At 35.7% G+C, this 26,402-nt stretch carries 23 protein-coding genes and 2 pseudogenes; 1 reads left to right on the plus strand and 24 read right to left on the minus strand.

All coding sequences use genetic code 11. From position 1 onward, the window contains the following. Positions 1 to 171 precede the first annotated feature (171 nt). The 4 genes and pseudogenes from EKM79_RS02485 to murI form a co-directional block, all read right to left on the minus strand. Positions 172 to 504 carry a YtxH domain-containing protein gene (locus EKM79_RS02485; RefSeq protein WP_125565565.1) on the minus strand — a complete coding sequence of 111 codons (333 nt, stop codon included), beginning with the start codon at positions 502 to 504 and terminating at the stop codon, positions 172 to 174. Positions 505 to 506: 2 nt separating this feature from the next. Beyond that, entirely contained in the window at positions 507 to 914 is a 408-nt protein-coding gene (locus tag EKM79_RS02490) for a DUF948 domain-containing protein (RefSeq protein WP_125565567.1), read from the minus strand. 75 nt (positions 915 to 989) lie between these two features. Continuing rightward, positions 990 to 1,586, minus strand: a pseudogene (locus EKM79_RS02495) (XTP/dITP diphosphatase); the annotation flags it as partial. Then, complete coding sequence (gene murI, locus EKM79_RS02500) at positions 1,586 to 2,398, minus strand: glutamate racemase (protein ID WP_125565572.1); 813 nt, start codon at positions 2,396 to 2,398, stop codon at positions 1,586 to 1,588. The pseudogene EKM79_RS02495 and the gene murI, both read right to left, overlap by 1 nt. A 125-nt stretch (positions 2,399 to 2,523) precedes the next feature. Here murI and EKM79_RS02505 point away from each other — a divergent pair, with 125 nt between their 5' ends. Next, positions 2,524 to 3,021, plus strand: coding sequence for a DUF2507 domain-containing protein (locus tag EKM79_RS02505; protein ID WP_125565574.1), 498 nt, complete (start codon positions 2,524 to 2,526; stop codon positions 3,019 to 3,021). Between the two features lie 74 nt (positions 3,022 to 3,095). Here the strand turns inward: EKM79_RS02505 and trxA are convergent, their stop codons facing one another. From trxA to EKM79_RS02605, 20 genes and pseudogenes are all read right to left on the minus strand, one after another. Next, positions 3,096 to 3,407, minus strand: coding sequence for a thioredoxin (gene trxA, locus EKM79_RS02510; protein ID WP_125565576.1), 312 nt, complete (start codon positions 3,405 to 3,407; stop codon positions 3,096 to 3,098). A gap of 77 nt (positions 3,408 to 3,484) precedes the next feature. Continuing rightward, positions 3,485 to 5,839: an endonuclease MutS2 gene (locus EKM79_RS02515; RefSeq protein WP_125565578.1), complete on the minus strand. Its 2,355-nt coding sequence runs from the start codon at positions 5,837 to 5,839 to the stop codon at positions 3,485 to 3,487. 68 nt (positions 5,840 to 5,907) lie between these two features. Continuing rightward, the gene (locus EKM79_RS02520) at positions 5,908 to 6,441 is read right to left on the minus strand and encodes a CvpA family protein (RefSeq protein WP_125565580.1); all 534 of its coding nucleotides are present in this window, start codon (positions 6,439 to 6,441) and stop codon (positions 5,908 to 5,910) included. Between the two features lie 70 nt (positions 6,442 to 6,511). Beyond that, on the minus strand, positions 6,512 to 6,820 hold the full coding sequence (locus tag EKM79_RS02525; RefSeq protein ID WP_125565582.1) for a DUF1292 domain-containing protein: 309 nt from the start codon (positions 6,818 to 6,820) through the stop codon (positions 6,512 to 6,514). A gap of 31 nt (positions 6,821 to 6,851) precedes the next feature. Next, on the minus strand, positions 6,852 to 7,286 hold the full coding sequence (gene ruvX / locus EKM79_RS02530) for a Holliday junction resolvase RuvX (protein ID WP_125565584.1): 435 nt from the start codon (positions 7,284 to 7,286) through the stop codon (positions 6,852 to 6,854). Next, the gene (locus EKM79_RS02535; RefSeq protein WP_076613517.1) at positions 7,286 to 7,543 is read right to left on the minus strand and encodes an IreB family regulatory phosphoprotein; all 258 of its coding nucleotides are present in this window, start codon (positions 7,541 to 7,543) and stop codon (positions 7,286 to 7,288) included. The genes ruvX and EKM79_RS02535 overlap by 1 nt, the downstream gene beginning before the upstream one ends. Before the next feature lie 63 nt (positions 7,544 to 7,606). Then, positions 7,607 to 10,246, minus strand: a complete 2,640-nt coding sequence (gene alaS / locus EKM79_RS02540) for an alanine--tRNA ligase (RefSeq protein ID WP_125565586.1) — start codon at positions 10,244 to 10,246, stop codon at positions 7,607 to 7,609. 235 nt (positions 10,247 to 10,481) lie between these two features. Continuing rightward, a complete protein-coding gene (locus tag EKM79_RS02545) occupies positions 10,482 to 11,822 on the minus strand; it encodes a DEAD/DEAH box helicase (protein ID WP_125565588.1) in 1,341 nt (446 codons plus the stop codon). Then, positions 11,823 to 12,779 (minus strand): DHH family phosphoesterase, encoded by a 957-nt coding sequence (locus EKM79_RS02550; protein ID WP_125565590.1) that lies wholly within the window; start codon positions 12,777 to 12,779, stop codon positions 11,823 to 11,825. Then, positions 12,776 to 13,906: a DNA polymerase IV gene (dinB, locus tag EKM79_RS02555; RefSeq protein WP_125565591.1), complete on the minus strand. Its 1,131-nt coding sequence runs from the start codon at positions 13,904 to 13,906 to the stop codon at positions 12,776 to 12,778. Before dinB ends, EKM79_RS02550 begins: the two co-directional genes overlap by 4 nt. A gap of 18 nt (positions 13,907 to 13,924) precedes the next feature. Beyond that, the gene (zwf, locus tag EKM79_RS02560) at positions 13,925 to 15,367 is read right to left on the minus strand and encodes a glucose-6-phosphate dehydrogenase (protein WP_125565593.1); all 1,443 of its coding nucleotides are present in this window, start codon (positions 15,365 to 15,367) and stop codon (positions 13,925 to 13,927) included. A 174-nt stretch (positions 15,368 to 15,541) separates the two neighbouring features. After that, entirely contained in the window at positions 15,542 to 16,051 is a 510-nt protein-coding gene (yajC, locus tag EKM79_RS02565; RefSeq protein ID WP_125565595.1) for a preprotein translocase subunit YajC, read from the minus strand. A gap of 91 nt (positions 16,052 to 16,142) precedes the next feature. After that, entirely contained in the window at positions 16,143 to 17,285 is a 1,143-nt protein-coding gene (gene tgt / locus EKM79_RS02570; protein ID WP_125565597.1) for a tRNA guanosine(34) transglycosylase Tgt, read from the minus strand. 59 nt (positions 17,286 to 17,344) lie between these two features. Continuing rightward, positions 17,345 to 18,379: a tRNA preQ1(34) S-adenosylmethionine ribosyltransferase-isomerase QueA gene (gene queA / locus EKM79_RS02575; protein WP_125565599.1), complete on the minus strand. Its 1,035-nt coding sequence runs from the start codon at positions 18,377 to 18,379 to the stop codon at positions 17,345 to 17,347. A 127-nt stretch (positions 18,380 to 18,506) separates the two neighbouring features. Continuing rightward, complete coding sequence (gene ruvB / locus EKM79_RS02580) at positions 18,507 to 19,526, minus strand: Holliday junction branch migration DNA helicase RuvB (RefSeq protein ID WP_125565601.1); 1,020 nt, start codon at positions 19,524 to 19,526, stop codon at positions 18,507 to 18,509. A 15-nt stretch (positions 19,527 to 19,541) separates the two neighbouring features. Further along, positions 19,542 to 20,132 carry a Holliday junction branch migration protein RuvA gene (ruvA, locus tag EKM79_RS02585; RefSeq protein ID WP_125565603.1) on the minus strand — a complete coding sequence of 197 codons (591 nt, stop codon included), beginning with the start codon at positions 20,130 to 20,132 and terminating at the stop codon, positions 19,542 to 19,544. A 2-nt stretch (positions 20,133 to 20,134) separates the two neighbouring features. Beyond that, positions 20,135 to 22,069, minus strand: coding sequence for a DNA mismatch repair endonuclease MutL (gene mutL / locus EKM79_RS02590; protein WP_125565752.1), 1,935 nt, complete (start codon positions 22,067 to 22,069; stop codon positions 20,135 to 20,137). 15 nt (positions 22,070 to 22,084) lie between these two features. After that, complete coding sequence (gene mutS, locus EKM79_RS02595) at positions 22,085 to 24,721, minus strand: DNA mismatch repair protein MutS (RefSeq protein ID WP_125565605.1); 2,637 nt, start codon at positions 24,719 to 24,721, stop codon at positions 22,085 to 22,087. Positions 24,722 to 24,749: 28 nt separating this feature from the next. After that, complete coding sequence (locus EKM79_RS02600) at positions 24,750 to 25,556, minus strand: TIGR00282 family metallophosphoesterase (protein ID WP_125565607.1); 807 nt, start codon at positions 25,554 to 25,556, stop codon at positions 24,750 to 24,752. A gap of 128 nt (positions 25,557 to 25,684) precedes the next feature. Next, a pseudogene (locus EKM79_RS02605) lies at positions 25,685 to 26,360 on the minus strand (DUF554 domain-containing protein). Between the last annotated feature and the right edge of the window lie 42 nt (positions 26,361 to 26,402).

Here is a 26,402-nt window from a genome sequence, read left to right on the forward strand (position 1 = left end):
AAAACATCCTCTCGCTCTGTTTATTTTGGTTGGTAGCCGATAAACAGTATACCGAAAGGGTGTTTTTTTAGCTAAAGACTTTACTAACCCCCACAAGTAAAACTTGTGGTTTATTTATCACAATAATGTAATAGTAAAAGCCATCAGACGGCTGTCTGATGGCTTTTATTATTACTCATCTGAATCATTATCATCAGTTTTTGATTTAGTCGAATTTGTTTCCAAATCACCTTCGTCAAAAACGATGTCCGAAGAATCTTCATCTTCACGAATTTTATCTGCTGTGGCAAGCATCTGATCTTTTAGTGCATCTGTCTTTTCGGTAAAGTTATTCACCAAATCATTATTACCGGCAAAACCAACACCGCCATTATTAAAATCACCGCGAATGGTTTTAATATTCTCCAATACAGCCTGTCCAGATTCACTAGTTAAGTATTTCGAGGCTGCATAACCTGCGGCACTACCCAAAACTATTCCAAGTAAAAATTGATGATTTTTCATAGTTATCTCTTCTTTCTTGGCATAAACTTGGCAATCGTTTTAACAAGTGTTGCTGCATTACCGACTGTCATAATATTTTGTAATCCAAATCCTGAACTTGGCTTCTCAGCAGTAGCATTTGCTGATTTTTTACCCAAATTCTCAACTGTATCAAATAATGGATTCAACTTGCCAGATTTACTGTTAACATCGTCCATCAAAGTATTAGTTTTATCAACCAATTGATTAGTTTGTTGCATGATATCATCAGTATTCTTTGAAAGCACCGCAACCATCTTAGTTGTTTCCTTAACTGTATCTTGTAACTCATTCAATAGCTTTGCTGTTGAAATAAGTGTTTTAGCTAAATACAATACCAAAACTACAAAAGCCAAAGCAGCTATAAGTCCTGCAATTTGTCCCAATGTCATAATGTAATCCTCCTGTATACGCTCTCTATGATCTCGTACTTTATACTAGCATTATAACAATTTTACGGCAATTAATTACCAATTAATCCAATTTTGCCATTCATTCTCGAGCTTTCTAATAGCACGTCCTCGGTGACTGATTTGATTCTTTTCGTCCATTGAAATTTGTCCCATAGTTTTTTTCATCTCTGGTAAATAAAACAATGGATCATAACCAAATCCATCATCACCTTCTGGTAAAGTTGCAATGAGGCCTTTAACCTCACCTTCAACGACCAAATCTTCATCATTCTTTGGATTAGAAAAAACTAGAGTAGTTACAAACCTTGCGGTTCTTTTTTCTAAGGGAATGCCACCTAATTCTGACAATAGTTTTGCATTATTTGCTGCATCATTGTGGTCTCCAGCATAGCGGGCCGAATATATACCTGGTTGGCCAAACAGTGCATCCACTTCCAACCCAGAATCATCTGCAATTGTAGGTAAATTAAATTTTTCCATAACGGCATGTGCCTTTAGTTTGGCATTCTCTTCAAAAGTTGAGCCAGTTTCTCTGACATCTGGAAAATCAGGAAAATCCAACAAAGTTTTTAATTCAAATTCAGATTCATCAAATATCTTTTTAAATTCTTTTGCTTTATTAGGATTCTTTGTAGCAATGATTATTTCTTTCATTTATTATCTCCCAAATTAACTAAACTTATTTCATCAACGGGTATATTCAACCAATCTTTGGCCAGTCGTTTAAATTCCTTGATCCCACCAGTAGCATGTAATTTGATACTGCCATTTTTATTATTATCAGTTAATAAATAATTAGCTTCCAAATAATCTTTCACATAAGATACAGTTTCAACACCTGAATCAACGAGATTGATTTTGTTTCCCAATACTTCGCGGATCTGAGGTTTCAACATTGGAAAATGTGTACATCCCAACACTAGAGTATCGTACTTTGGATCTTTGTAGGGTGCCAAAGTCTCGGCAATATTTTTTTTGGCATCATCTGAATCTGCTTCATCATTTTCTACAAAAGAAACAAATTTTTGTGCGGCAATGCCTAAAACTTTAATCTCCGGATCATTAGCTTCAATTGCCTTACTGTAACTTTTAGAATTAATAGTAGCCTCTGTGCCAATAACTCCTACATACTTCGTTTTCGTACTCAAACTGGCTGCAACAGCACCCGGTTGAATTACACCAAACATAGGAATGGAGAATTCATTTTTTAATGTCGGCAATGCATTAGCTGTTGCTGTATTACAAGCATAAATGATAACTTTAACATCTTGCGAAATAAGATATTTTACCAATTCACGTGTATATTCAGTAATTTGTTCTTTAGTTTTAACGCCATAAGGCATTCTAGCTTCATCGCCAATGAACACAATATCTTCATTGGGCATTTGTTTGATGACTTCTTTAGTGACCGTTAGACCACCTAATCCTGAGTCTAATAAGCCGATTGGTCTTTTATCACTCATAATGCACCCTCTAATTTTTTTATTTCTTAATTTAATTAAAATTCTTATGCTTGGTGTTATACAATAGCTTAAAAACCTAATAGTCTAATGATATAATAAATTGTCTAGAAAAAGGAGTAAAAATAATGGCCGCAAAAACTAAGAATGCTTCAAAAAATAATGAAGAAGAGTTAACTGACATCCCTGACGTTTTGAAACCTGGAAAAAATGGTGAGAATGCAGATGAGTTAACTGAAAGTTATTTTGCCGTTTCAGTACTCCGCGATTTCGTTCTCCCTGATCTGTTGGACAAAGACACTGTGGAACTACTTTACTGGGCTGGAAAAAATCTAAGTAGACAATTAATTCTTGATATGACAAGCCTACCTGAATTATTCTCAAAAGCTGGTTTGGGAAAATTGGAAATTACTAAGCAAACTAAAAACAGTTACCAATATACTTTGACTGGTCCTGAAGTAGAACAACGTTTTAATCTTAACAATGACAATCCAGAATTCTCACTCGAAACCGGAATAATTACTGAAACTGTCGAAAAGACTATTGAGGCTTTCTGTTTGGGAACATATACCGTTAACAGCAAAGCAAAAAGTGTTTCAATTAAGGTTCAAATTGATCGAAACTAAAGTTTACAACAAAAAAGATGCTTAGGCAAAACCGCCTAAGCATCTTTTTTTATGCAACTTATTTAACTAAAAATTTAATCTGTATAACCATCAAGAATTTTAGCTAATTGAGCTTTGCTATGGAATCCAGTTAACTTCTCAACAACTTCGCCATCTTTTTTGATAACTAATGTTGGAATAGCCATAATTCCGAATGATTCTGGTGTCTTTGGATTAGCATCAACATCCATCTTTGTAAACTTAACAGCGTCATTTTCTTCTGACAATTGTTCAATTACTGGAGATTGCATACGACAAGGACCACACCAAGTTGCCCAAAAGTCTGTAATTACAACGCCATCTTTTGTTTCTTCCTCAAAATCCTTATCTGTTAGTTCATCAACCATAAAATCACTCCTCTTTATACTCTGTCCATAAAATATTAACACTTCCATACATTACAAGGAAATATTTTGTATTGAGATTACAAATCAACGATTGTGGCACCTGAACCACCAGAACTAGCCGGAGCATATCCAAATGATTTAACTCGTGGGTTTCGTTGCAAATATTTTGTAACACCTTTTCTGATAACGCCGGTACCAAATCCATGAACGATTGTAACTTGATTATAACCAGCTAGTAAAGCCGAATCAATATACTGATCTAATTCTGTCATTGCTTCTTCATATCTCTTACCACGAAGATCCAACTTGCTGGATAATCCCGAACTTTTAGTTCTCTTAACCATTGTTGGTTTCTTTTCAGATTCCTCAGGATTAGCATCTGTCTTTTCAAGATCATCACCAGAAAACTTCATCTTTAAAATACCAAGTTGAACTTCATATTGATCATTCTTGTCTTTTCTAACAATCGTACCAATTTGACCATATGTAAGTGCCTTGACCTCATCACCAACTTTAAGAGCTTGCTTACGCTTATTACGTCTAAGAACTTTATTCTTCTTCACTGCTTCATCTTGATGAAGATTCTTAAGTCCAGTTTTAGCTGAAATAATTTGGTCTTCTTTAACTGTCACTCCAGCTTGCTCCAGTTTACGAAGGCGGTCAATAATCTTGTCGGATTCCTTACGAGATTTAGATACAATCTGATTTGCTCTAACTTTAGCAGCTTGAAGCTCTGATTCCTTAGAGTTGTCTAACTCAAGACGCTTCTGCTCATAATCTTCTTCAATTTGCTTATTGTGAGTTAATTGTGAATTCAAATCTTCATTTTTCTTTTCGAACTCTTTACGACGATTTTCGAGATCCTTAATCATATTATTAAGATCCTGACTTTCACCACTCATCAAGCTTTGCCCACGATTGACAACATCCTTATTCATTCCCAATCTGGCAGCAATATTAAACGCATTACTTGAACCGGGAATACCAATCATTAAGCGATAAGTTGGCTTCAATGATTTCTCATCAAATTCCATACTTGCATTGATTGTCTCAGTCGTATTGTATGCATATACTTTCAATTCAGGATAATGAGTCGTTGCCATAATTACACAATGCGATTTAGACAATTTTTCCAAAATAGCAATTGCTATTGCTGCACCTTCTTGAGGATCAGTACCAGCACCTAACTCATCAATCAATACCAAACTACGTTCTGACACCTTATGCATAATATTAATAATGTTATCCATATGAGATGAGAATGTACTTAAATTCTGCTCAATAGATTGTTCATCACCAATATCAACAAATATCTCATCAAATACGGCAATCTGACTTTCCTCATGTGCAGGGATAAATAATCCCGCTTGAGCCATTGCTTGAATCAATCCTAAGGTCTTCATAGTAATAGTTTTACCACCAGTATTTGGACCAGTAATAAGCATGGTTTTGTAATCATCACCAATTATAATATCATTGGCAATAACACGATCAGGATCAATCAGTGGATGCTTTGCCTCTTTCAAATCAACTACATGATTCTCAGAAATAAGTGGTTCAGTACCCTTAATTTGATTTGCATATTTAGCTTTAGCATTAATTAAATCAAATTCTCCAAGAACCTCATTATTTTTAACAATATTATCTATCTCGGGACGTACTAGATCTGATAACTGGTTCAAAACACGAATCTCTTCGAGTTTTTCAGAAGTTTGTGCATCGTGTAAACGATTATTAAGCCCTACAATAGCTTCTGGTTCAATATAAAGAGTTTGTCCACTGGCACTTTGGTCGTGCACTACACCGCCAAATTTAGAACGATACTCAGTTTTTACAGGAACAACAAACCTATCATCACGCAATGTGACAATTGACTCGGTTAGATACTTAGTTCCTTTACCACGAGTATATCGTTCCATGGAACTTCTAATTTCATCATTTAATCGACTTATTTGTTCACGAATATACTTCAAGTCATCAGAAGCTGTATCTAATACTCGACCAGTATCATCAACTGATTTAGTAATTCTAGCCGTTAAACTTGGATTATCAATTAACTTTTCATTTAGATCATATAGTTGACGAAGATCAACTTCATCATCTTTTAATTTTTCAAAGAACTCTTTTAACTCACCAGTATTCTTTAGTACTTCACCAATTGAAGCTAATTCAGTTCCATTTAAATTACCATCTTTTTTTAGCCTATTTGCTTGATCATGCAAATCAGCTAATTTTCTAACTGGAATCTCACCCTTTAACCGAACAATATCCATCCCATCTTTTGTTTGATCAATCAAACGCTGTACGATTGACTCGACAGACATGGGCATAAGTTTTTTTAGAAGAGTATTCCCACGTGATGTAATTAGAAATCTGCCAATTTCAGCTTTGATTTTGTCAAATTCTAATACATTTAATGCTTTATTATTCATATCTACTCCCTTATACGTATAAAAGAAGGCTGAAACAAATTAAATTGTTTCAGCCCAATTATTAATTTTTATATCCATAATTCAGTCAACATTGCAGTTAAGACCGGTGTACTTCGAATCATTGTTGAAGCTACAAATGAGTGTTGTAAAGCATTCTGGATTCCGCTTACTGGAATCATCGCAAACATTAAAAGAATCATAAATACTGCCACATAAGTGACAAGTAACCCTAAGATTCCTCCACTCAATAGATTAACATCATTAAACATTGGATAATAAGTTAGACGTTTAAAATAAAGTCCAGCAAATCTTACAATTATCCATCCAATAAAACACACGAAGATAAAAGCAAAGGCACGATAAAATGCATCATCCAATTCCATTCCTACTTTAGTTGAGAAGAAAGCAAACTCACTTCCCAAACTAGCAGAAGGATAAGGAACAATCATCTCAAATTTTGGTCCTAATGCTTTGAAGGACAACAAAGCGATTCCAAAGAAAATCGCATATCCAACTGTAAAAAATGCTTGCATAGCTAGTCCACGTCGGGCACCAACGTAAAAACCATAGACTAAAAATAAAATAAGTAACAGACTCAGCATTATATCCCCTTAATAAAAAGTTCCAAAAACCATGGATCAATAAATAAATCGATCCATGGTTTTTACTAAACTATTGATCTTGACCGTCATCTGACGTGAAAGTATTCAAAACTTCTTGAACCATGTCCCATTCTTCTGGGTCTTCAATAGGAAGAAGATCACCAGCAGTAACATCACCATTTTCATCTGGCTCAAATGAGTAAGCTTGAAGTTCTACTTCATCAGAATCTTCATCTGCTTTAGGATATAGGAAGACATAAGACTTACCGTAATCCTCTGAATCAAATGTAAAAAGAATCTTATATACTTCTTCATTACCTTGATCGTCACTTAATGTAACTTCATCCAAATCTTTTGGTGATTCTGGATTTTCATTCATAAATATCACCTCAAACAGGTTTATAACCTGACTATTCTTTTGTTAATTTACCTTTTGCATCGAGATAATTTTGTAAAATCATCTCTGCAGCAATTTTATCGATAACTTTCTTTCTTTTACTGCGTGAAACATTTGCTTCATCAACTAACATTCTTTCTGCTTGAACAGTTGTTAGTCGCTCGTCAATAAAATCAATTGGTAAGTTAAATTTATCTACTACCATTTCTCCATATTCACGAGATTTCTCTGCTCTAGGTCCTTCGGTGTTATTCATATTTTTAGGTAATCCTAAGACAACACCAGTTGCCTGTTTTTCCTTAATGATTTCACCTAGTCTATCCAAACCAAATTCTTCTTTGTCTTCATTGATTCGAATAATTTCAACACCTTGGGCAGTCCACCCCAGCAAGTCACTTACGGCTACGCCAACGGTTCTGGAGCCAACGTCTAATCCCAATAAACGCATTATTTATCCTGGTTGAGATAACTCTTAACTAGTTCTTCGATTATCTCATCTCGTTCATGTTTTAAAATCAGGTTTCTAGCGTCATTATGACGTGGAATATAGGCAGGGTCACCAGACAATAGATATCCAACAATTTGGTTAATTGGATTATATCCCTTTTCTTCTAGTGATTGGTAAACACTTTGCAATGTTTCTTTGACGTCCTTGCCTTTGTTTTCATTAAAATCAAAACTCATTGTTTTATCAAGTGAACTCATGGCAAACCTCCATATAGCAAAAATTTAAGTGACCAGAAAGATTCATTACAATTATAGCCCACTTTAATAAGATTTAATAACATCTTTGGCTAATTGTAACGCATTTGTAAGACCAGCAGGATTTTTTCCACCAGCTTGAGCCATATCCGGACGACCGCCACCGCCACCTTGAATCTCTTTAGCAATCTTCTTAATGACGTCCCCAGCTTTAACTCCACGGCTTTGTGCGCCCTTATTTACGGCTACAACAAGACTAGCTTTTTTATCGGCACTACCACCTAATACTAAAATATCAGAACTTTGATCATTCTTCCATTTATCAGCTAATTGTCTTAATGCTGCCATATCTGCTGGAATTACATTAGCAATAACTTTGAAATCATTGATTTCTTCAACATTATTAAAGATTTCAGCTGACTTCTGACTTGTAAGTTTTAACTTCAAGTTTTGGTTATCACGGGTTAATGCTTTATTCTCATCAACTAATTGTGATGCACGTGATGGTACATCTTTTAGTTGATTAACTTTCATGTTTCTGGCTGTTTCTTGTAACAATTGTAGTTGGCTGCTTAGATATTCAAAGGCTTCCTCACCAGTAACAGCTTCAACTCTTCGAATACCTGATCCAATTGCAGATTCTGAAGTAATCTTGAACAATCCTAATTCTGAAGTATTACGTGCATGTGTACCACCACAGAATTCAACTGAATAATCATCAATCTCAACGACACGTACGATATCACCGTACTTCTCGCTAAACATTGCGATTGCTCCCTTTCTCTTCTTAGCCTCTTCAATTGGTAATACTTCTGTCTTAACAGGAATGGCATCCCAAATTTTTTCATTTACAATCTTTTCAAGTTTACTAATTTGATCTGAAGTTAGTGCTTGATTACTATTAAAATCAAATCTTAAGTAACCTGGCTCCACTAATGAACCAGCTTGATGTGTTCTATCTCCAACTACTTCACGCAATGCTTGATCCAATAAATGGGTCGCAGTGTGATTGTGACGAACTTTTTCACGGAATTCCCCGTCAATCTTAAGATCATACTCAGCATTCTTGTTTAATGCACTTGAAACTGTAACAATATGAATATTTTGACCGTTTGGCGCATGTTGGACATCAGTAACTTCAGCAACTTGGTTACCATTCATATCATAGATACCACCAATATCAGCTACTTGTCCACCCATTTCAGCGTAAAATGGCGTCTTGTCAAAAATTAATTGTGCCTGACCTTCACTAACAGATTCCACTTCTGAGTCATTTACAACAATATCCTTCAATGTAGCCTTGATTTCGTTGTTATCATAACCAACAAACTCACTTGGTGTCTTAATTTCCATTAAAGTTTCATCCTGCATACCCATTGATTGTAAAGTTCCACGAGCTGAACGTGCACGTTGCTTTTGCTCTTCCATATTTTCTTTGAAGCCATTTTCATCTACTTCAAGACCTTCGTCATGAGCGTACTCACGTGTCATCTCTAATGGGAAACCATAAGTATCATAAAGTTTAAAGGCATCAGCACCGTCAATTACCTTTTCATTACTCTTACGAAGAGAATCAATTATACCATTTAATAATGATAAACCATCGTTTAATGTTTCAGAAAAACGTTTCTCTTCTAATTCAATCGTCTTAGCAATAAATTCTTTTTGTTGACTAACTTCAGGATAATAACTTTCCATGATTTGACCAACAATTGGAACTAGTTTGTATAGGAATGGTCCGTCAATACCAAGCTTCTTACCGTTTAGAACCGCACGTCTGATTAAACGACGAATAACATATCCTCGACCTTCATTTGAAGGCAATGCTCCGTCACCCACGGCAAATGAAACGGTTCTAGCATGGTCAGCAATAATCTTGAATGAAATGTCATCTTCCTTGCTAGTTCCATATTTACGACCATCACTCAATGTCTCAACATGATCAATGATAGGTTTAAATAAATCTGTTTCAAAGTTAGTCTTAGTACCTTGAAGAATCGAAACTAATCGTTCTAGTCCCATACCCGTATCAATATTCTTATGTGGTTGTTCTACATACTTACCACTTGGTAAATGATTTAATTCTGAGAAAACAATGTTCCATACTTCAAGGTATCTTTCATTTTCTCCACCAGGATAATTTTCTGGATCGTCTTCAGCCAAATTATTGAAACTTTGACCACGATCATAGAATATTTCTGAATCAGGTCCACAAGGTCCTTCACCAATATCCCAGAAGTTATCCTCAATTTTTAAAATGTGATCTTGGGCAATTCCGACTTCTGCCCAAAGTTTTTGAGTTTCAATATCTTTAGGGTAAGTTGTTATATATAGTAAATCCTTATCCATATCCAACCATTCTGGACTTGTTAAGAATTCAAAGGCCCAAGGAATTACTTCCTTCTTGAAGTAATCACCAACTGAAAAGTTACCAAGCATTTCAAAGAATGTTTGATGACGTGCAGTTTTTCCGACATTTTCAATATCGTTCGTACGAATACACTTTTGAGCATTAGTGATACGTGGATTCTTGGGAATCACTGTACCATCAAAATACTTCTTCAATGTAGCAACACCAGAGTTGACCCATAGTAAAGTGGGATCATTAACTGGTACTAGTGATGCACTGGGTTCAATTGTATGACCCTTTGTTTGAAAGAAGTCCAAAAACATCTTTCTAATTTCAGCACTTGATAAATTTTTCATTTTTTCTCCCCTTAAAAAAGAGAAAATCGTTGCATAACCAAGGACGCCACTGCGCGGTACCACCTTGTTTGCAACGATTTTCGTTAGCCTCTCAACAATTAATTATTTACATTTTAATTGGTAGCACCTAACAACCAATAACCTAGGCATTCACACCGGCAGCCTTCTCTGATAGGTTTGGTAGTTAGATATATCCAAAGAAAATATTAACTACCGATTGAAAAAAAGTCAACTACTAACTTCCACGACGCTTGTCTCTTTGCGCCTTCATAGCCTGACGATTCTTAATTCGGTTCTTTTGACGTTTATCAGTTGATATAGCTTGTCTAATCTTCTTTTTGTATCCAGGTTTCCTCTTTGTTTTTTGTTTTTTAACGAATCCAACTAATTTTGGATCAAGTTTTTCTTGTGTAGCATGACGTTGAGTTCTACGATCTCTGTCATATGCTTCAACAATTTCACCATTCTTCAAATCTTTTGGTAAAAACTTGATACCCATGTGTTCCAATTCAGCAATCTTATTCTCTTCACCAGGATTATACAAAGTAATGGCAATTCCTGACATCTTGTTACGGCCAGTCCTACCTACACGATGAATAAAGAAATCTAAATCATCAGGTATCTCGGCGTTGATAACATGAGATACACCATTAATATCAATTCCACGTGCTGCCAAATCAGTAGCAACGACAAATTGAAATTCCATATTTTCAACTTGCTTCATTACACGTTTTCTTTCACGTGGAGTTAAGCCACCATGAATTCTAGCAACTTTTAATCCCTTAGATTTTAAATAGTTATATATTTCATCAACTGACTTTTTAGTATTAGCAAATATAAGTGCTAGATAAGGTGAACCCAAGGTCATTAATTGATAAATCATTTCTTTTTTATCACGACCATGCGCAAACATTAACCAGTTCTCAACGTTCTTTGCAATAACATTAGAATTCTTAATTTCAACTCGTTGAGGACCCTTCATATACTTCTTCAAGAAAGGTTCTAATCGTTGTGGAATAGTAGCTGAGAACACCATCATTTCGTGATTCTCAGGCATTTTGCTAGCAATATGGTCAATATCATCTAAGAATCCCATATCCAAAGTCATATCTGCTTCATCAACTACAAAACGTTGAACATCATCAACATGTAAGTCATTCTCACGAATCATATCCCATAATCTACCAGGAGTACCAATAGCAATCTGAGGTTGATGTGCTTCCAGCTTTCTCTTTTGACGATCTCGATCAGCACCACCAACATAAATAAAAGCATTATACTCTTCAGGATAGTTCTTAAGGATAGCCTGTGTATCCTCATAAATTTGATAAGCTAACTCTCTACTAGGAGTAGCAATCAACGCCTGAACGGTTTGATCCTTAGTAATTGAATTCAAGATTGGTAATAAGAAAGCATGAGTCTTACCAGAACCAGTTTCTGATTGAACAATAATGTCTTTCTTCTTATTAATAAGTGAGATTACCGCTTCTTGAACCGGAGTAGGTTCATCAAAGTGAATCTCTTTAAGCGACTTATTAATCGCATCATTAAAATTATATTGTGAAAATTTAGTCATCTATTCACCCTTCGATTTGAAATCTTTAACGATTTCAATCAGTTCCTTAAACATTTGGTTTACTTCATCCAAATCCTTAGCATTTGCACCACTAGCTAATGGATGTCCGCCGCCATCGTGTTCCTTAGCTAATTCATTAATTACTGGACCTTGAGAACGCAAATGCATCCTAAAAGTACCATCGTCCTTTTGAACAGCTTCTAACCAAGACATCACCTCGTGCAAACGTCCTGGTGTGGAAACAACTGAGTTAGCTTTTTCTTGGTTTATACCCAACTTCTTCATTAGATCCAAGTCGATCACAGCAACCGCAGCACCTGATTCATCGACCTTTAATCGGTTAAATAATTCACCTTGTAATTTGGCCTGTGCCAAAGTGATTTCATTCATACTTTGATTAATTCCAGAAAAATCAATACCTAGACCAATAAGCTCAGCAGCAATATTCATTGTATGCTCTGTTGTAGATGGATACATAAAGCGACCAGTATCACCTACTATACCAGCATATAAATAATACGCAACAGATTTAGTCAAAGTTAGTTCATCAGTCGAATCAATTAAGTCAGCAATAATTTCTGAACATGAACTTGCATCGTCATTAACAAATAATTGATCCCCATAGGCTTCGTCATTTGGATGATGATCTATCTTAATTAAAAAGTCACCATTATTAAAACGGTCATCATCAACACGTGGTGTATTCGCCGTATCAACTGCAATAACTAGAGCTCCTTCATAGTCATCATCAGTAACTTCATCCATTGTGGACAACCACTTAAGACCCTCTGCATTATGACCACCGATCAATATTTTTTTATCTGGATATGCTGTGCGCAAGGCCGTAGCAAGTCCTGTTTGTGATCCCAGCGCATCCGGATCTGGATTTTGATGGCGCAAGATAACAATCTTATCATACTTTTTAATTGTTTCGACAATATCTGAAAAACTATTCATTGATTTCCCTCCGTATTAAACAAGTTTAAAGAAACTTCCTCATAAGATAATGGATCTAAATTGGTAATTGTAATACCAAGCAACCTTATCTTTTGATCACTTATGTCTAATTTATCATAAATCTCTTTAGCAATACGATATATTTCCCTTTTGTCCTGAACATAATCCTGAAATGTCATACGTTTAGTCACCGTCTCGAAATCTGAATTACGCAACTTTAGAACAACTGTTTTACCATGTTGACGTTTTTTCTTTAAATCTTTACTAACTAAGTCAGCCAAAAACTTTAGTTCTTTTTCAATTTGTTCATTCAAAACTAAATTTTGATTATAAGTTCTCTCACGACCTATTGACTTACGGGCACGATGTCCTTCAACCGGGGCATCATCAATGCCATGAACTCTTCTGAACATCACATAACCCATTTTACCAAATGTATTAATAAAGACGTCTTGATCTAGTTTTTGCAAATCTCCACCAGTATAAATATTCATATCATGAAGTTTCTTTTGCATAGCCTTACCGATACCGTTGAATTTTTCAATCGGAATTGGCTTCAAAAAATCCTCAGCATACTGTCCTAAAATTATCGTGCGTCCAAATGGTTTACGATAGTCTGAAGCCATTTTTGCTAAAAACTTATTATAAGATATTCCCACTGAACAAGTTAGATGCGTTTCTCGAACAATTTTTTGCTGAATATAATTAGCCACTTTTAGAACATTGGGTTCATTCAATTTATTTTTTGTTACATCAAGATATGCTTCATCCAATGCAACTGATTGGTAATTATCAGTTACCTCAGCAAAAATACTATGAATATAATCTGAGGTCTTTCGGTAAAGTTCAAAATTAGGTGGAACTATTAACAATTTTTCACGTGGTATCAATTCTATCGCTTGTTGAGCGGGCATTGCAGAATGTGCCCCATATTTACGAGCGTTGTAATTTGCAGTAGTAACAACTCCATGATGATGATTCTTACGTGGATCTGGAGCCACAATCAAACATTTCTTTTTGTACTGTGGATGTTCACGTTCTTCCACAGAAGCGAAAAAAGCATCCATGTCAACATGGATGACTTTTCGATTTTCTTCAATTCTAATTGGTATTTTTAAAAATCCGATAGCTAAACACCACCTAGCCTAGTCGTCCCAAACCCATGAGTTTCCATCGCGTTCAAGCAATGTATCAGCAGCTTCTGGTCCCATTGTGTCACTGAGATAATTAGGGAAATCAGGCTTTTCTGAATCCCATTGTTTTCTAATGACATCAATATACTTCCAAGTACTCTGTAATTCATCCCACAACGTGAAGTGTACGTGATCACCCGCTAAAATATCAATAATTAAACTTTCGTAAGCTTCACGAGCATTATCAAAATAATTCTCATTTTCTGGAAACTTAATGAATTCTTGATTTGCTTCAAGATAGTCGATTCCATTGATTAAGATACTATGACCATCCTCTGGTTCAATTAAGAAACTAACGGTCGTATTAGGTTTAATACCTAAATTAGAAACTTTATCATTGAAAACAACATCAATTCTGGAAGATTTAGCAGGCATACGTTTTCCAGAGCGAACATAGAACGGAACCCCATTCCAACGTGCGTCGTTAAATCCAATCTTACCTGCAACATACGTCTCAATTTCAGAGTCTTCAGCAACATTATCCTCATCACGATAGGCTTTTTGTTCGCCCAACTTATCAGTATCATATTGTCCACGAACAAAGTCTTTGTCAACTTCTTCGGGTTGTAATAATTTCAAACTGGCAAATAAATCAGTTTTAACCTTATGAACCGCATCAGCACTCAATTCCTCAGGCTTATCCATAGCAATAGAACCAATAATTTGCATAATATGATTTTGAATCATATCACGCAATGCTCCTGAAGTCTCATAATATCCACCACGATCTTCGACTCCAAGTGACTCACCTAAAGTCACTTGAATATTAGATACATATTCACTAGTCAAAGCTTCTTCAAACTTAGGGTTCTTCACGCGAATATTAGAAATTTCTTGAATCATTTTTTTGCCTAAATAATGATCGATTCGATAAACTTCATCTTCTGGGAATACTCGCGATAATGAATCATTTAACTCAGTAGCACTAGCAAGATCACGACCAAATGGCTTCTCAATAACTAAACGATTATAACCGCCCTCAGTCTTCAATCCCTCTGACTTAATATGTTCAGCTACTGTACCAAAGAATCTAGGTGCAATTGCCATATAGTAAACACGATTATGACCTGCATCAAATTGATCATCTAATTTAGCAGCTAATTCCTTCAATGCAATGTAATGCTCTGAATCATTAACATTGTGTGATTGATAGAAGAAATGCTTGGCAAATTCTTCCATTGCATTCTTATCATCATCAATATCCTCAAGCGAAGTTATTACTGTTTCGCGGAAATACTCGTCACTCCATGGACGACGAGCAGTTCCAATCACAGCAAAATGATCTTTTAACATTCCTGCTTTATATATGCGATATAGTGCAGGATAGAGTTTTCTGTGAGCTAAATCACCAGAACCCCCAAATATAATAAAAATTGCTGATTTTTCTGTAGCCATTTTCCAAACCCCTTTAGATAGCGTCATTAGTTATATTTTACAACATGTACAATTAAACATCTGTAATATTGTCTTTTTAGTTTTCGTTTTTTCATACGGAATTAATAGTAAACCTTAGAGCATACTTTAAGGCAAGAAAAAAGATTGAAATCTTTAAATTTCAATCTTAAATAACTATTTTTCTTCAGTTTTTTCGTCTGATTCAGCTTTTTCAGTTGTATCAGTAGTTTCAGCCTTTTTTGGTTCTTCACTAGTTTCAGCTTTAACTTCACTAGTAGTATCATCAGATTTTTGTTCTGTTTCGGCTCCTTCTTTAGGAGCTTCTTCAGATTTCTTTTCTTCTTTTGCTTCTGGCTTATTATTATCTTCTGAGACTTTAACTTTGTCGTTTTTTGATGTTGCTTTACGAATAAAGTTCAAATCAAATGTTAAATAAATACCATCACAGTCAACAACAACTTCTTTGTTGTCACGATCGATTGATGCAATGCTTCCTTTAATACCACCAAGTGTAACAACTCTGTCTCCTTTGCCCATTTGATTAAGCATTTCTTGACGTTTTTGTTGTTGCTTCTTTTGTGGACGAATAGAAATAAAGTACATACCAACGAACATGATCACGATAAATACTAAGAAAATCGTTGATGATCCACCTGCTGCAGCGCCTAATGTTAAATAATTCAAATTTTCCACCTCTTAATAGTTTTACATACTTATATGTTATCAAAGATTTATAAGTCTAACCACATACATTACCCTTTTATTAAAAATAATATTAGAAATTTCGGGCATTTTCTTTGTTTAAACCATATTCTTCAAACACATGTTCTCTAAACTCTAACAAATTGTCATCGCGAATTGCCTGACGAACACCCTTCATTAAGTTCAACAAGTAATAAAGATTATGATAACTAGTTAGATGTGTACCAAATAATTCATTCGCATTAATTAAATGACGAATGTAAGCACGGCTGTAATTACGACATACGTAACAATCACAATTCTCATCTAAAGGACGGAAGTCACGTGCATACTTTGCATTTTTAATAACTAAGCGACCCTTAGTAGTCATACATGTACCATTTCTAGCAATTCTAGTTGGCAGAACACAATCAAACATATCGATACCACGAATAACTCCGTCGACTAATGCATCAGTAGAACCAACACCCATCAAATATCTTGGCTTATTCTCTGGCAACAGTGGGGCAGTAAAGTCTAGGACATGATTCATTTCCTCTTTAGACTCTCCAACAGACAATCCACCAATTGAATAACCTGGGAAATCCATACTTACCAAATCAGCTGCACTTTGTTTACGTAAATCTTCAAACCCAGCACCTTGAACAATACCAAATAATGCCTGCCAATCAGGATTACGATGTGCTTTAAGACCACGTTCAGCCCAGCGACTTGTACGTTCGACCGACTTCTTTATATAATCATAACTTTCAAAGAATGGTGGACATTCATCCAAACTCATCATAATATCTGGTCCCAAATAATTCTCAATCTTAATTGCCTTTTCAGGTGACAAGAATTCTCTGCGTCCATTCAAATGATTCCTAAAATGTACTCCAGCTTCAGTAATATCACGAGTATTAGCTAGTGAGAACACTTGAAATCCACCGGAATCAGTAAGAATACCCTTGTCCCAATTCATAAACTTATGCAGGCCACCGGCCTCTTTTACGATATCCTCACCAGGGCGGAGCCATAAGTGATACGTATTGGCTAAAATAATACTAGCACCAATCTTCTCTAAATCTTCTGGTGCCATGTTTTTAACAGAAGCTTCAGTACCAACTGGCATGAACATAGGTGTTTCGAACGTACCATGTGGTGTCTCTAATTTTCCAAGACGAGCACCTGTATGCTTCTCTTTTTTGATTAACGTATATTTAACAGCTGGTTCCATGTATTCCCCTCTCTAAACCGGTTATACTTTTTTATATTCAAAAAATTTTTTACTAAATTCTACTTAATAAACATTGCATCGCCAAAACTAAAGAAACGATATTTCTCTTCAATAGCATGTTGATATGCATTCAAGATATTCTCTCTACCAGTAAACGCTGCAACTAACATTACTAGCGTTGACTTAGGTAAATGGAAGTTAGTAATAAATTCATCAACTACTTTCCACTCGTATCCAGGTTTAATAAAAATATCTGTCCAACCGCTATCAGCCTTGATCTCACCGTTAAATTTAGTTCCGATAGTTTCCAAAGTTCTAATCGAAGTTGTACCAGTGGCAACGATTTTGCCACCATTTTTACGTACATCATTCAATGTCTTAGCTGATTCCTCATCCAAGCGATAAAATTCTGAATGCATTACATGCTTACTAATATCTGATTCTGTTACTGGTCTAAATGTTCCTAGTCCAACATGGAGAGTTAAATAAACTAGCTTAATACCTTTTTCTTGAACCTTCTCAAGCAAGTCTTTTGTCCAGTGAAGACCGGCAGTCGGTGCAGCCGCGGAACCATTTTCTTTGGCATAAACAGTTTGATAACGATCAGGATCATCAAGTTTTTCCTTTATATATGGAGGCAATGGCATTTCACCTAGTTTTTCTAAGATTTCTAAGAAAATACCCTCATAATGAAATTCAATAATCTTCCCACCATGTTCTAGTTCTTCCAAAACTGTAGCTTCCAATTGGCCATCACCAAATTGAACTTTAGTTCCAACCTTAGCACGACGAGCAGGTTTCATAAGAACTTCCCACTTATCACCTTCAATGTTATTCAACAACAATACTTCTTCATGACCATCAGTATCTTCTTTTGTACCATATAGACGAGCTGGTAAAACACGGGAATTGTTCATAACTAATGCATCCCCAGGATTAAGGTAATCCAAAATATCATAAAAATGCTTATCTTGATATTCACCAGTTTCATGATCCAAAACCAACAAACGTGAGTGATCACGATCTTTAATTGGTGTTTGAGCAATTAGTTCTTCTGGTAAATTGTAGTCGAAATCTTCAGTTGTTAATGTCATTCTTTACTCACTCTCTCTTTTCAAACGAGTTACACAATGCAACTTTCTCCGCCTACTGATTACATTTATATGAATAGAACATCATATAAATGTAATCGAGTAGTGCTCGAAAGTTAACCGCATTGTTTCACTCTCTCTTTTCAGGGTACGTATATCCTAAATGTTCATATCCTTTTTTAGTTACAATACGACCTCTTGCAGTACGCTTCAAAAATCCTTTTTGCATCAAATAAGGTTCATATACTGACTCAATTGTTTCTTGATCTTCACCAATATTAGCGGCAATAACTTTAATACCTAATGGACCACCACCGTATAGTTCAATCATCATTGATAAAATACGACGATCTAATCTGTCCAATCCAGCATCATCAACTTGTAACTGATTTAATGCTGATTCAGCAATATCATAGTCTATCATATCTTTGCCTGCTACTTGGGCAAAATCACGAACACGCTTTAATAATCTATTGGCAATTCTAGGAGTCCCACGTGAGCGGCGTGCTATTTCATGGGCACCTTCCTCATCAACATTTATCTTTAAAACTCCAGCGGTTCTAAAAACGATCTTGGATAATTCCTCTTCAGAATAATACTCCATATGAATATCAATTCCAAATCGATCACGAAGTGGTGCCGATAACTTACCCGATGTAGTCGTTGCTCCAATCAATGTGTAAGGAACTAACTCATGGTGTAATGATCTAGACTCGGTCCCTTGACCAACAATGATATCAATATAAAAATCCTCCATTGCTGAATAAAGAACTTCTTCAATTGCTCGAGGCATACGATGTATTTCATCAATGAACAATACATCACCTGGTTCTAATTCATCTAAAACTGCAACCAAATCTCCAGACTTTTCAATCGAAGGTCCAGTAGTTGTATGAATATTTACTCCCATTTCATTGGCAATAATCATAGCTAAAGTTGTTTTACCAAGCCCCGGAGGTCCATAAAGTAACACATGATCTAGTGTTTGTTGACGTTGTTTGGCAGCTTTAATATAAACTTCCAATTCTTTTTTTGCTTTTTCTTGTCCCAAATATTGATCAAATGTCTTAGGACGTATAGTTTGTTCGGCCATATCTTCCGCCTCATCTAAAGCATCAGCATCAGTTAAACGATCATTATCATTTTCCATTGACTAACCTCCTTATTACTTCGTTAATAATCTAAGTCCAGCACGTAAATATGCATCTGCTGTATCTAAGTTTTCTTTTTGTAGTTTTGGTTTAATTCGCCCAATATCTCTAGCGGTATAGCCTAATGATTCTAACGCTAACATTCCATCTTCTAATTCTTGATTGCCTGAACTCAATGGCGTTGGATCTTCTCCAAGAACCATTTGTCCCTGAGCTGACATTTTACCACCGAGATCAAGAATAATTTGTTGCGCCGTTTTCTTACCGATCTTAGGAAATCTAGTCAAAAACTTAACATCATTATTCTCAATAGCTGTAATCAATCCATTCAAATCTTGTCCAGCTAAGATAGCCAATGCACTCTTAGGTCCAATACCTGAAACGCTAATCAAATGTAGGAAAATTCGTTTTTCATTAATATCATAGAAACCATACAATGCCTGCTCATTGTCACGAACAATTTGTTCAACATAAACTTTGGCATTCTCATTTTGTTGATAACGATAAGGATTAGCAACTTGAACTTTGTATCCAACACCATTTACATCTACTACGACATATGTTGGATCAATATACGTAATTACTCCATTTAAATATTCAAACATATTTATTCACTCTCTCTAGTGTCATGAGGATCTTGAATTCGCTTGAACATTTTCTCAAGATCTTTGTTACTAAATTCTACCAATACTGGTCGTCCATGTGGACAATTATATGGATTTTCTGCTTTAGTCAAATTCTTTAATAATGAAATTGCCTGTACTTCATCCAAATGATGATTGGCTTTGATTGCCCTCTTACAACTCATCATAATTGCATTTTTTTCACGAAACGCAGCTACACTGATCTTTGAATCATTCAAAACGTAATCAATCATCTCGCGAATAGTCGACTCTTCCTGACCTGGAACAAACCAAGTGGGATGTGTATTAACGACAAAACTATTCTGACCGAAGTCTTCTAAGTATAGACCTATACTCTCAAGTATGTCCTTCTTATCACGTATCAAAATACTTTCGGAATTTGGATAATCCAATACAATAGTAACTAATAATCTTTGTTGATCATTTGAAACCTTACCAATTTCTTTACGATAATACTCATAGTTAACGCGCTCTTGAGCAGCATGCTGATCAACCAAATAAAAGCCATCTGGACTTTCAGCAACCAAATAGGTTCCGTGAATTTGCCCAATATACCTTAAATCTGGAAATCCAGAATCACTGCCTGACTGTTCATCATTTGAATCTTCAGCCATTACCTTAACTTCTTTTTCCTGCTTCATCCGATTATCCCACGATTTAAGATGTTCTGGATCATCAAATATAGGAGTACTCAATAATTGCTTATCTGGCTTTTCCACCTGTGGATTAGTTTCAACTTCAGCTTTTTTTGCTTCCGGCAAACTACCAGGAAGTTTTGTTGGCAATGGTTCAGAGATTTTATTCATCAATGATAAGTCATCAAAACTTATTTGTTCAGATTTATAACTGATTTTCGGTTTCTGATCAGTCGTTGTTTTACGATTTAAATTTTTCACAGCATCAGGAATCAAATTCTGTGTAGATAATTTATCCTTAATACCCTCACTGATTAAATCAGCAATATGACCTTCATTGGTTAATCGAACTTCCTGTTTAGTTGGGTGAACATTAATATCAACCAAACTTGGATCTAATCCAATATCTATCACCGCAATCGGAAATCTACCAACCATCAATTTAGAGCCATAACCACGAATCACGGCATTAGCTAGTTGATAATTCCTAATGTATCGTCCATTCAATATTAATGAAATGTACGAACGATTTGAACGAGTTGTGTCAGGTTTAGAAAAGTATCCTTTAATAGTGTAGTCTTCATCAGAATTCTCAAATTCCATCATATGACTGGCAATGGTTCTCCCATAAATACCAGCTATAGTTTGCTGCAAATTACTATTACCTGAGGTCCAGACAATATCTTTTCCTTCATGGATAAGTCTAAAGGATATCTCTGGATGTCCCATTGCTAAGCGATCCACAATATCTACTATCTTATTAAGTTCTGTGTGCAAAGATTTAACATACTTCAATCTTGCTGGTGTATTAAAAAATAAATCCTCAACTGTAATAGTTGTTCCAACCGAACGAGCGTGTGTTTCTTTGTTCAACAAAGTATTACCGGCAAATTCAGCCCTAACAGCAGATTTTCCATCTGTACTTGTAACAACCGTTAACTTAGAAACTGAGGCTATACTTGCCAGAGCTTCACCACGAAATCCCAAAGTTTTGACATTAAATAAATCATGATCGGTAGAAATCTTACTGGTGGTGTGAGGTTGAAAGGCAATTTCCACATCATCAGCCGCTATACCAATTCCATTATCATTGATTTCAATTGATTTAAGACCAGCTTGCTTAACAGTTATCAAAACCTGCGTTGCTTGAGCATCAATAGAGTTTTCAACTAACTCTTTAACAACTGACGCTGGACGTTCAATAACTTCACCAGCGGCAATTTGATTGCTCAATTCAACCGGCAGTTCATGAATCAACCCCAACTTTTCCACCTTCTTTTATTTAAGTTCTTTTTGCCACTTGTATAACAGATTGATAGCATCAATCGGTGTGACACTCATTAAATCTTGATTTTGTAATTCATCAACAACTTTTTTCTCGCCCTTATTCAACTTAGCTTTTGGCTTTACATCCAACTCTGGGAAAAGCGAAAGTTGTGAATCTGATGTCGGTTCACTTATTTTCTCAGTCTCACTAGATTCTTCAACTAACTTAGGCTTCACTTCTTCTTTTACATTGTCTTCAACTTTAATGCCCTTTGGTGCTGTGTCTTCTAGACTACTCAAGATAGTATCAGCTCGACTTAATACTTCATCCGGCAATCCAGCTAATTTAGCTACATGAATACCATATGACTTATCCGCAGGTCCGGGTAAAACCTTGTGCAAAAACACTAATGTTCCGTTCTCTTCTGAAGCATCTACATGGACATTTTTAACCCCTGGCAATTGACCTTCAAGTTCCGTCAACTCGTGATAATGAGTCGAGAACATCGTCATAGCTTTAACATTCTTGTCAATATACTCAATGATTGCCTGAGCAAGTGCCATACCATCATAAGTAGCAGTACCTCTTCCAATTTCATCGAAGATTATCAAACTATTCTTAGTAGCATTCTTCAAGGCATCATTAGCCTCACGCATTTCGACCATGAATGTACTATCTCCAGAAATCAAATCATCTGCCGCACCAATCCGCGTAAAGATATGATCAAAGATTGGCATTCTAGCGGACTCGGCTGGAACAAAGCATCCCATTTGCGCCATGATGACCGTCAGTGCCATTTGACGCATATAGGTACTCTTACCTGACATATTGGGACCAGTTATCAACAGGATATCGGTTTTACTGTCGAAAGTTACGTTATTTGGAATATAACTATTGTTGCTAAGGACTTTTTCCACAACTGGATGACGTCCATTAATTATTTTTAAATCATGCTCATCAATAAATTCTGGTGCAACGTAATGATAAGTCTCACTGACAACTGCAAAACTCTGCAAGACATCCAATTGTGACAAGATATTAGCCAAAGATTGAAGGCGCCTAATTTGCTCTTTAACTGATTTTCTTATATCAGCAAACAGTTGATGTTCCAACGCTTGTGATTTATCCTCAGCCTCTAAAATTAATGTTTCTTTTTCTTTTAATTCAGGTGTGATGTACCTTTCAGCATTGGTTAAAGTTTGCTTTCTTTGATAACGACCTTCTGGAACCTTATCAATATTTGATTTAGTAACTTCAATATAGTAACCAAAGACCTTGTTATAGCCAATCTTTAAGTTGCTAATGCCAGTTACTTCTTGCTCTTGAGCACGCAATTCTGCTATCCATTTTTTACCATTTTTAGATGCATCAATGTACTTATCAAGTTGCTCATTATAACCTTCCTTAATAAGTCCACCACCAGTAGTAGAGATTGGTGGTTCATCTACAATTGCTTCTTCAATTAGTTTACGAACATCACTAACATCGTCAATTTGTTCAATATAAGCATCTAAGTCGTAATCACCAATATCCAAAAGTATTTCTTTGATCTTTGGAACTTGTTCAAGGGATGTCTTCAATTGAATCAAGTCACGACCATTTACAGTACCGTATGCAACACGTCCTGCTAAACGTTCCAAATCGTAAACTTTTGTTAAATAGTCCTGAAATGATGAACGCTGGAAATAATTATCCAAAAAAACTTGGACAATGTGTTGACGTTTTTCTAGTTCATTTTGATTTAACAATGGCCTTGCCAACCACTGTTTTAATAAACGTCCACCCATTGCGGTCTTGGTTTCATCAAGCAACCACAAAAGTGTTCCTGATTTTTTATTAGTTCGCAAATTTTTGAACAATTCCAAATTACTCTGAGCTGTATGATCCATTGATAAATAAGCTGTTGTCTTATATGTTTCAGCAGCTTTTAAATGATCCAACGAACGCATTTGTGTTTCCATTAAATAACTAATCAGCGTTTTAACAGTATTCACTTGTAATTCTTCAGTTATCTGGCTGTAATCAAATGCAAAGTTATCATCAATACCGTCAATAGTGGATACTAAGATTCCAATTCTTTTAATCGGATCCAAATATTTTTGTGGAAAATTAGTATCAACGACTGTTTCCTTAGTATTCAAATTTTGCAGTTCATTAATCAAGTCCATTGAGTTATCCACCGATGTCACCTTGACTTCACCAGTTGATAAATCAGCATAGGCTAATCCAAAGCGATTTTTTTGGTGACTAATCGCCGTAATATAGTTATTCTCAGTAGCTTGATTAGCCGACTCATCCATAATCGTACCAGGTGTGACAACACGTGTAATTCCACGCTTTACCATGCCCTCTGCAAGTTTTGGATCTTCCAGCTGATCACAAATGGCGACCTTGTATCCTTTATCCACAAGTGTATCAATATACCCTTGAATAGCACGATGAGGAACTCCACACATTGGTATATCCTCATCTGCTTTTTTGTTTCTTGATGTCAATGTCAGTTCTAGTATTTGAGAACCCTTAATTGCATCGTCATAGAACATTTCATAGAAGTCACCAACGCGATACAACAAAAAAGCATCTGGATATTCTTTCTTCATATCCAGATATTGCTGCATCATAGGTGTTTCTTTAGTTTTTTGTGGCATGAATTTCCTCCACCAGTTTGTAATTAAATTAAAAAGTTAAAAAGCTCTGATTATCAGGACTTATAACATAATTTTTGATACTGCGTGCATAATTTGTTTGATCATTAATATCAATTACACAGAAGCCAATTTGCATACGTCCGTCTTCATCAACATCAAATTTCGTAGGACGTTGAGTTAAGAACCGAGTAATTATAGGCTCATCTTTAACACCCAAAATACCATCGTAAGATCCAGTCATTCCAACATCAGTTAAATAAGCTGTCTTTTTATCAAAGATACGAGCGTCATTAGTTTGAACATGCGTATGAGTACCAACGACAGCCGCAACTTTACCAGTTAAATATTTAGCGGTAGCAATCTTTTCACTAGTAGTTTCAGCATGAAAATCAACAAACTTAATTGCATCCTTATCCAGTGTTGGTAACAACTTGTCAAAGGCCAAAAATGGATTATCTAATGGCTGCATTAATGCGGTTCCTTGCATATTTATAATATAGACCTTTTTTTGATTGACCTTTTTTTCGATAACTCCACGTCCTGGAACATTATCACCAGAGAAGTTATATGGACGTAAGATATTTTTCTTGGGATCATCTATAAAATCTAACACTTCTCGCTTATCCCAAATATGATTTCCGCCAGAAACAACCTCTGCCCCAGCCACTTGAATCCTTTGGTAGTCGTCAACTTTGATTCCTTTACCACCATTGGCATTTTCACCATTCACAATCGTCAACTGTGGTTTAACCTTCTGCTTAATTTTAGGCAAATAAGTCTCCACAGTTTTTAGCCCTATGTTGCCGACGACATCTCCAACGAAAAGTATTTTCATTATATAGAATTCCCCCATCTTTACCTATGATATTGTATCAATATTGATCCAATTAAAAAAGAGAGTGTACTTATCCAAAGAAAAAACACTTCTAAGTTTTTTAGAAGTGTCAGAAATCAATATTATACCTAAAATAATTGTAATAATGGAACAACGATTATTGGAATCAACAAAGACGGTAATAAATTCAAAACGCTGATTTTTTTTATCTCTAACAATCCTAATCCAGATGCCAAAATCAAAATACCACCAACAATAGTCAATTCATTAATCATACTAGTATTAATAGAACCTTGCAGCAAAAAGGCAATCGCATAAATACTTCCTTGCCACGCAAAAACAGCAATGGCAGCCAGTGCGATACCTAATCCAAACGTTGATGCTAATACTATAGAAGTAATTCCGTCCAATCCCATTAGTAAATAAGAACGTATAATCATGTTTCAATGCAGCCTCAATTGGTCCCAAGATTGATAATGATCCTATGCAGTACAAAAGTATCGCTGTTGCTAATCCCTCTGCTAAATCTCCACCTGAAAATTTACCGACTAGACTATCAAATCTTGCTTGCAAGTTTACCCATTGTCCAAACAATCCTCCAACTGCTAAGCTCACTATGAACAAAACTGGATACTTGCTATTAGGCATATGCGCAACCACAGCATTGATACCAATCACCATAGCTGCCAGGCCCAATCCCTGTGTAAGAATTTTTTGAAACTCTGGTTTGATTCCTTTATGCAAAAACCGGCCAATAATGCTGCCAACTAGAATCATTGTTACATTAAAAAAAGTTCCGATCATAGTGCCATTTCCCCTCATATAAAAAATTCGATAGTTTAAATA

Source organism: Companilactobacillus insicii (assembly GCF_003946015.1).
GTDB classification, from domain to species: domain Bacteria; phylum Bacillota; class Bacilli; order Lactobacillales; family Lactobacillaceae; genus Companilactobacillus; species Companilactobacillus insicii.

Excerpts from the sequence above, each read along its gene's own strand:
- EKM79_RS02600 (WP_125565607.1), bottom strand. The coding sequence starts at position 25,556 with ATGAAAATACTTTTCGTTGGAGATGTCGTCGGCAACATAGGGCTAAAA.
- EKM79_RS02520 (WP_125565580.1), bottom strand. The coding sequence starts at position 6,441 with ATGCTGAGTCTGTTACTTATTTTATTTTTAGTCTATGGTTTTTACGTT.
- ruvX (WP_125565584.1), bottom strand. The coding sequence starts at position 7,286 with ATGCGTTTATTGGGATTAGACGTTGGCTCCAGAACCGTTGGCGTAGCC.
- murI (WP_125565572.1), bottom strand. The coding sequence starts at position 2,398 with ATGAGTGATAAAAGACCAATCGGCTTATTAGACTCAGGATTAGGTGGT.
- tgt (WP_125565597.1), bottom strand. The coding sequence starts at position 17,285 with ATGGAACCAGCTGTTAAATATACGTTAATCAAAAAAGAGAAGCATACA.
- EKM79_RS02535 (WP_076613517.1), bottom strand. The coding sequence starts at position 7,543 with ATGAGTTCACTTGATAAAACAATGAGTTTTGATTTTAATGAAAACAAA.
- ruvA (WP_125565603.1), bottom strand. The coding sequence starts at position 20,132 with ATGTTTGAATATTTAAATGGAGTAATTACGTATATTGATCCAACATAT.
- EKM79_RS02525 (WP_125565582.1), bottom strand. The coding sequence starts at position 6,820 with ATGAATGAAAATCCAGAATCACCAAAAGATTTGGATGAAGTTACATTA.
- alaS (WP_125565586.1), bottom strand. The coding sequence starts at position 10,246 with ATGAAAAATTTATCAAGTGCTGAAATTAGAAAGATGTTTTTGGACTTC.
- trxA (WP_125565576.1), bottom strand. The coding sequence starts at position 3,407 with ATGGTTGATGAACTAACAGATAAGGATTTTGAGGAAGAAACAAAAGAT.
- mutS (WP_125565605.1), bottom strand. The coding sequence starts at position 24,721 with ATGCCACAAAAAACTAAAGAAACACCTATGATGCAGCAATATCTGGAT.
- queA (WP_125565599.1), bottom strand. The coding sequence starts at position 18,379 with ATGACATTAACAACTGAAGATTTCGACTACAATTTACCAGAAGAACTA.
- zwf (WP_125565593.1), bottom strand. The coding sequence starts at position 15,367 with ATGGCTACAGAAAAATCAGCAATTTTTATTATATTTGGGGGTTCTGGT.
- EKM79_RS02485 (WP_125565565.1), bottom strand. The coding sequence starts at position 504 with ATGAAAAATCATCAATTTTTACTTGGAATAGTTTTGGGTAGTGCCGCA.
- ruvB (WP_125565601.1), bottom strand. The coding sequence starts at position 19,526 with ATGGAAAATGATAATGATCGTTTAACTGATGCTGATGCTTTAGATGAG.
- EKM79_RS02550 (WP_125565590.1), bottom strand. The coding sequence starts at position 12,779 with ATGAATAGTTTTTCAGATATTGTCGAAACAATTAAAAAGTATGATAAG.
- EKM79_RS02505 (WP_125565574.1), top strand. The coding sequence starts at position 2,524 with ATGGCCGCAAAAACTAAGAATGCTTCAAAAAATAATGAAGAAGAGTTA.
- EKM79_RS02490 (WP_125565567.1), bottom strand. The coding sequence starts at position 914 with ATGACATTGGGACAAATTGCAGGACTTATAGCTGCTTTGGCTTTTGTA.
- EKM79_RS02545 (WP_125565588.1), bottom strand. The coding sequence starts at position 11,822 with ATGACTAAATTTTCACAATATAATTTTAATGATGCGATTAATAAGTCG.
- EKM79_RS02515 (WP_125565578.1), bottom strand. The coding sequence starts at position 5,839 with ATGAATAATAAAGCATTAAATGTATTAGAATTTGACAAAATCAAAGCT.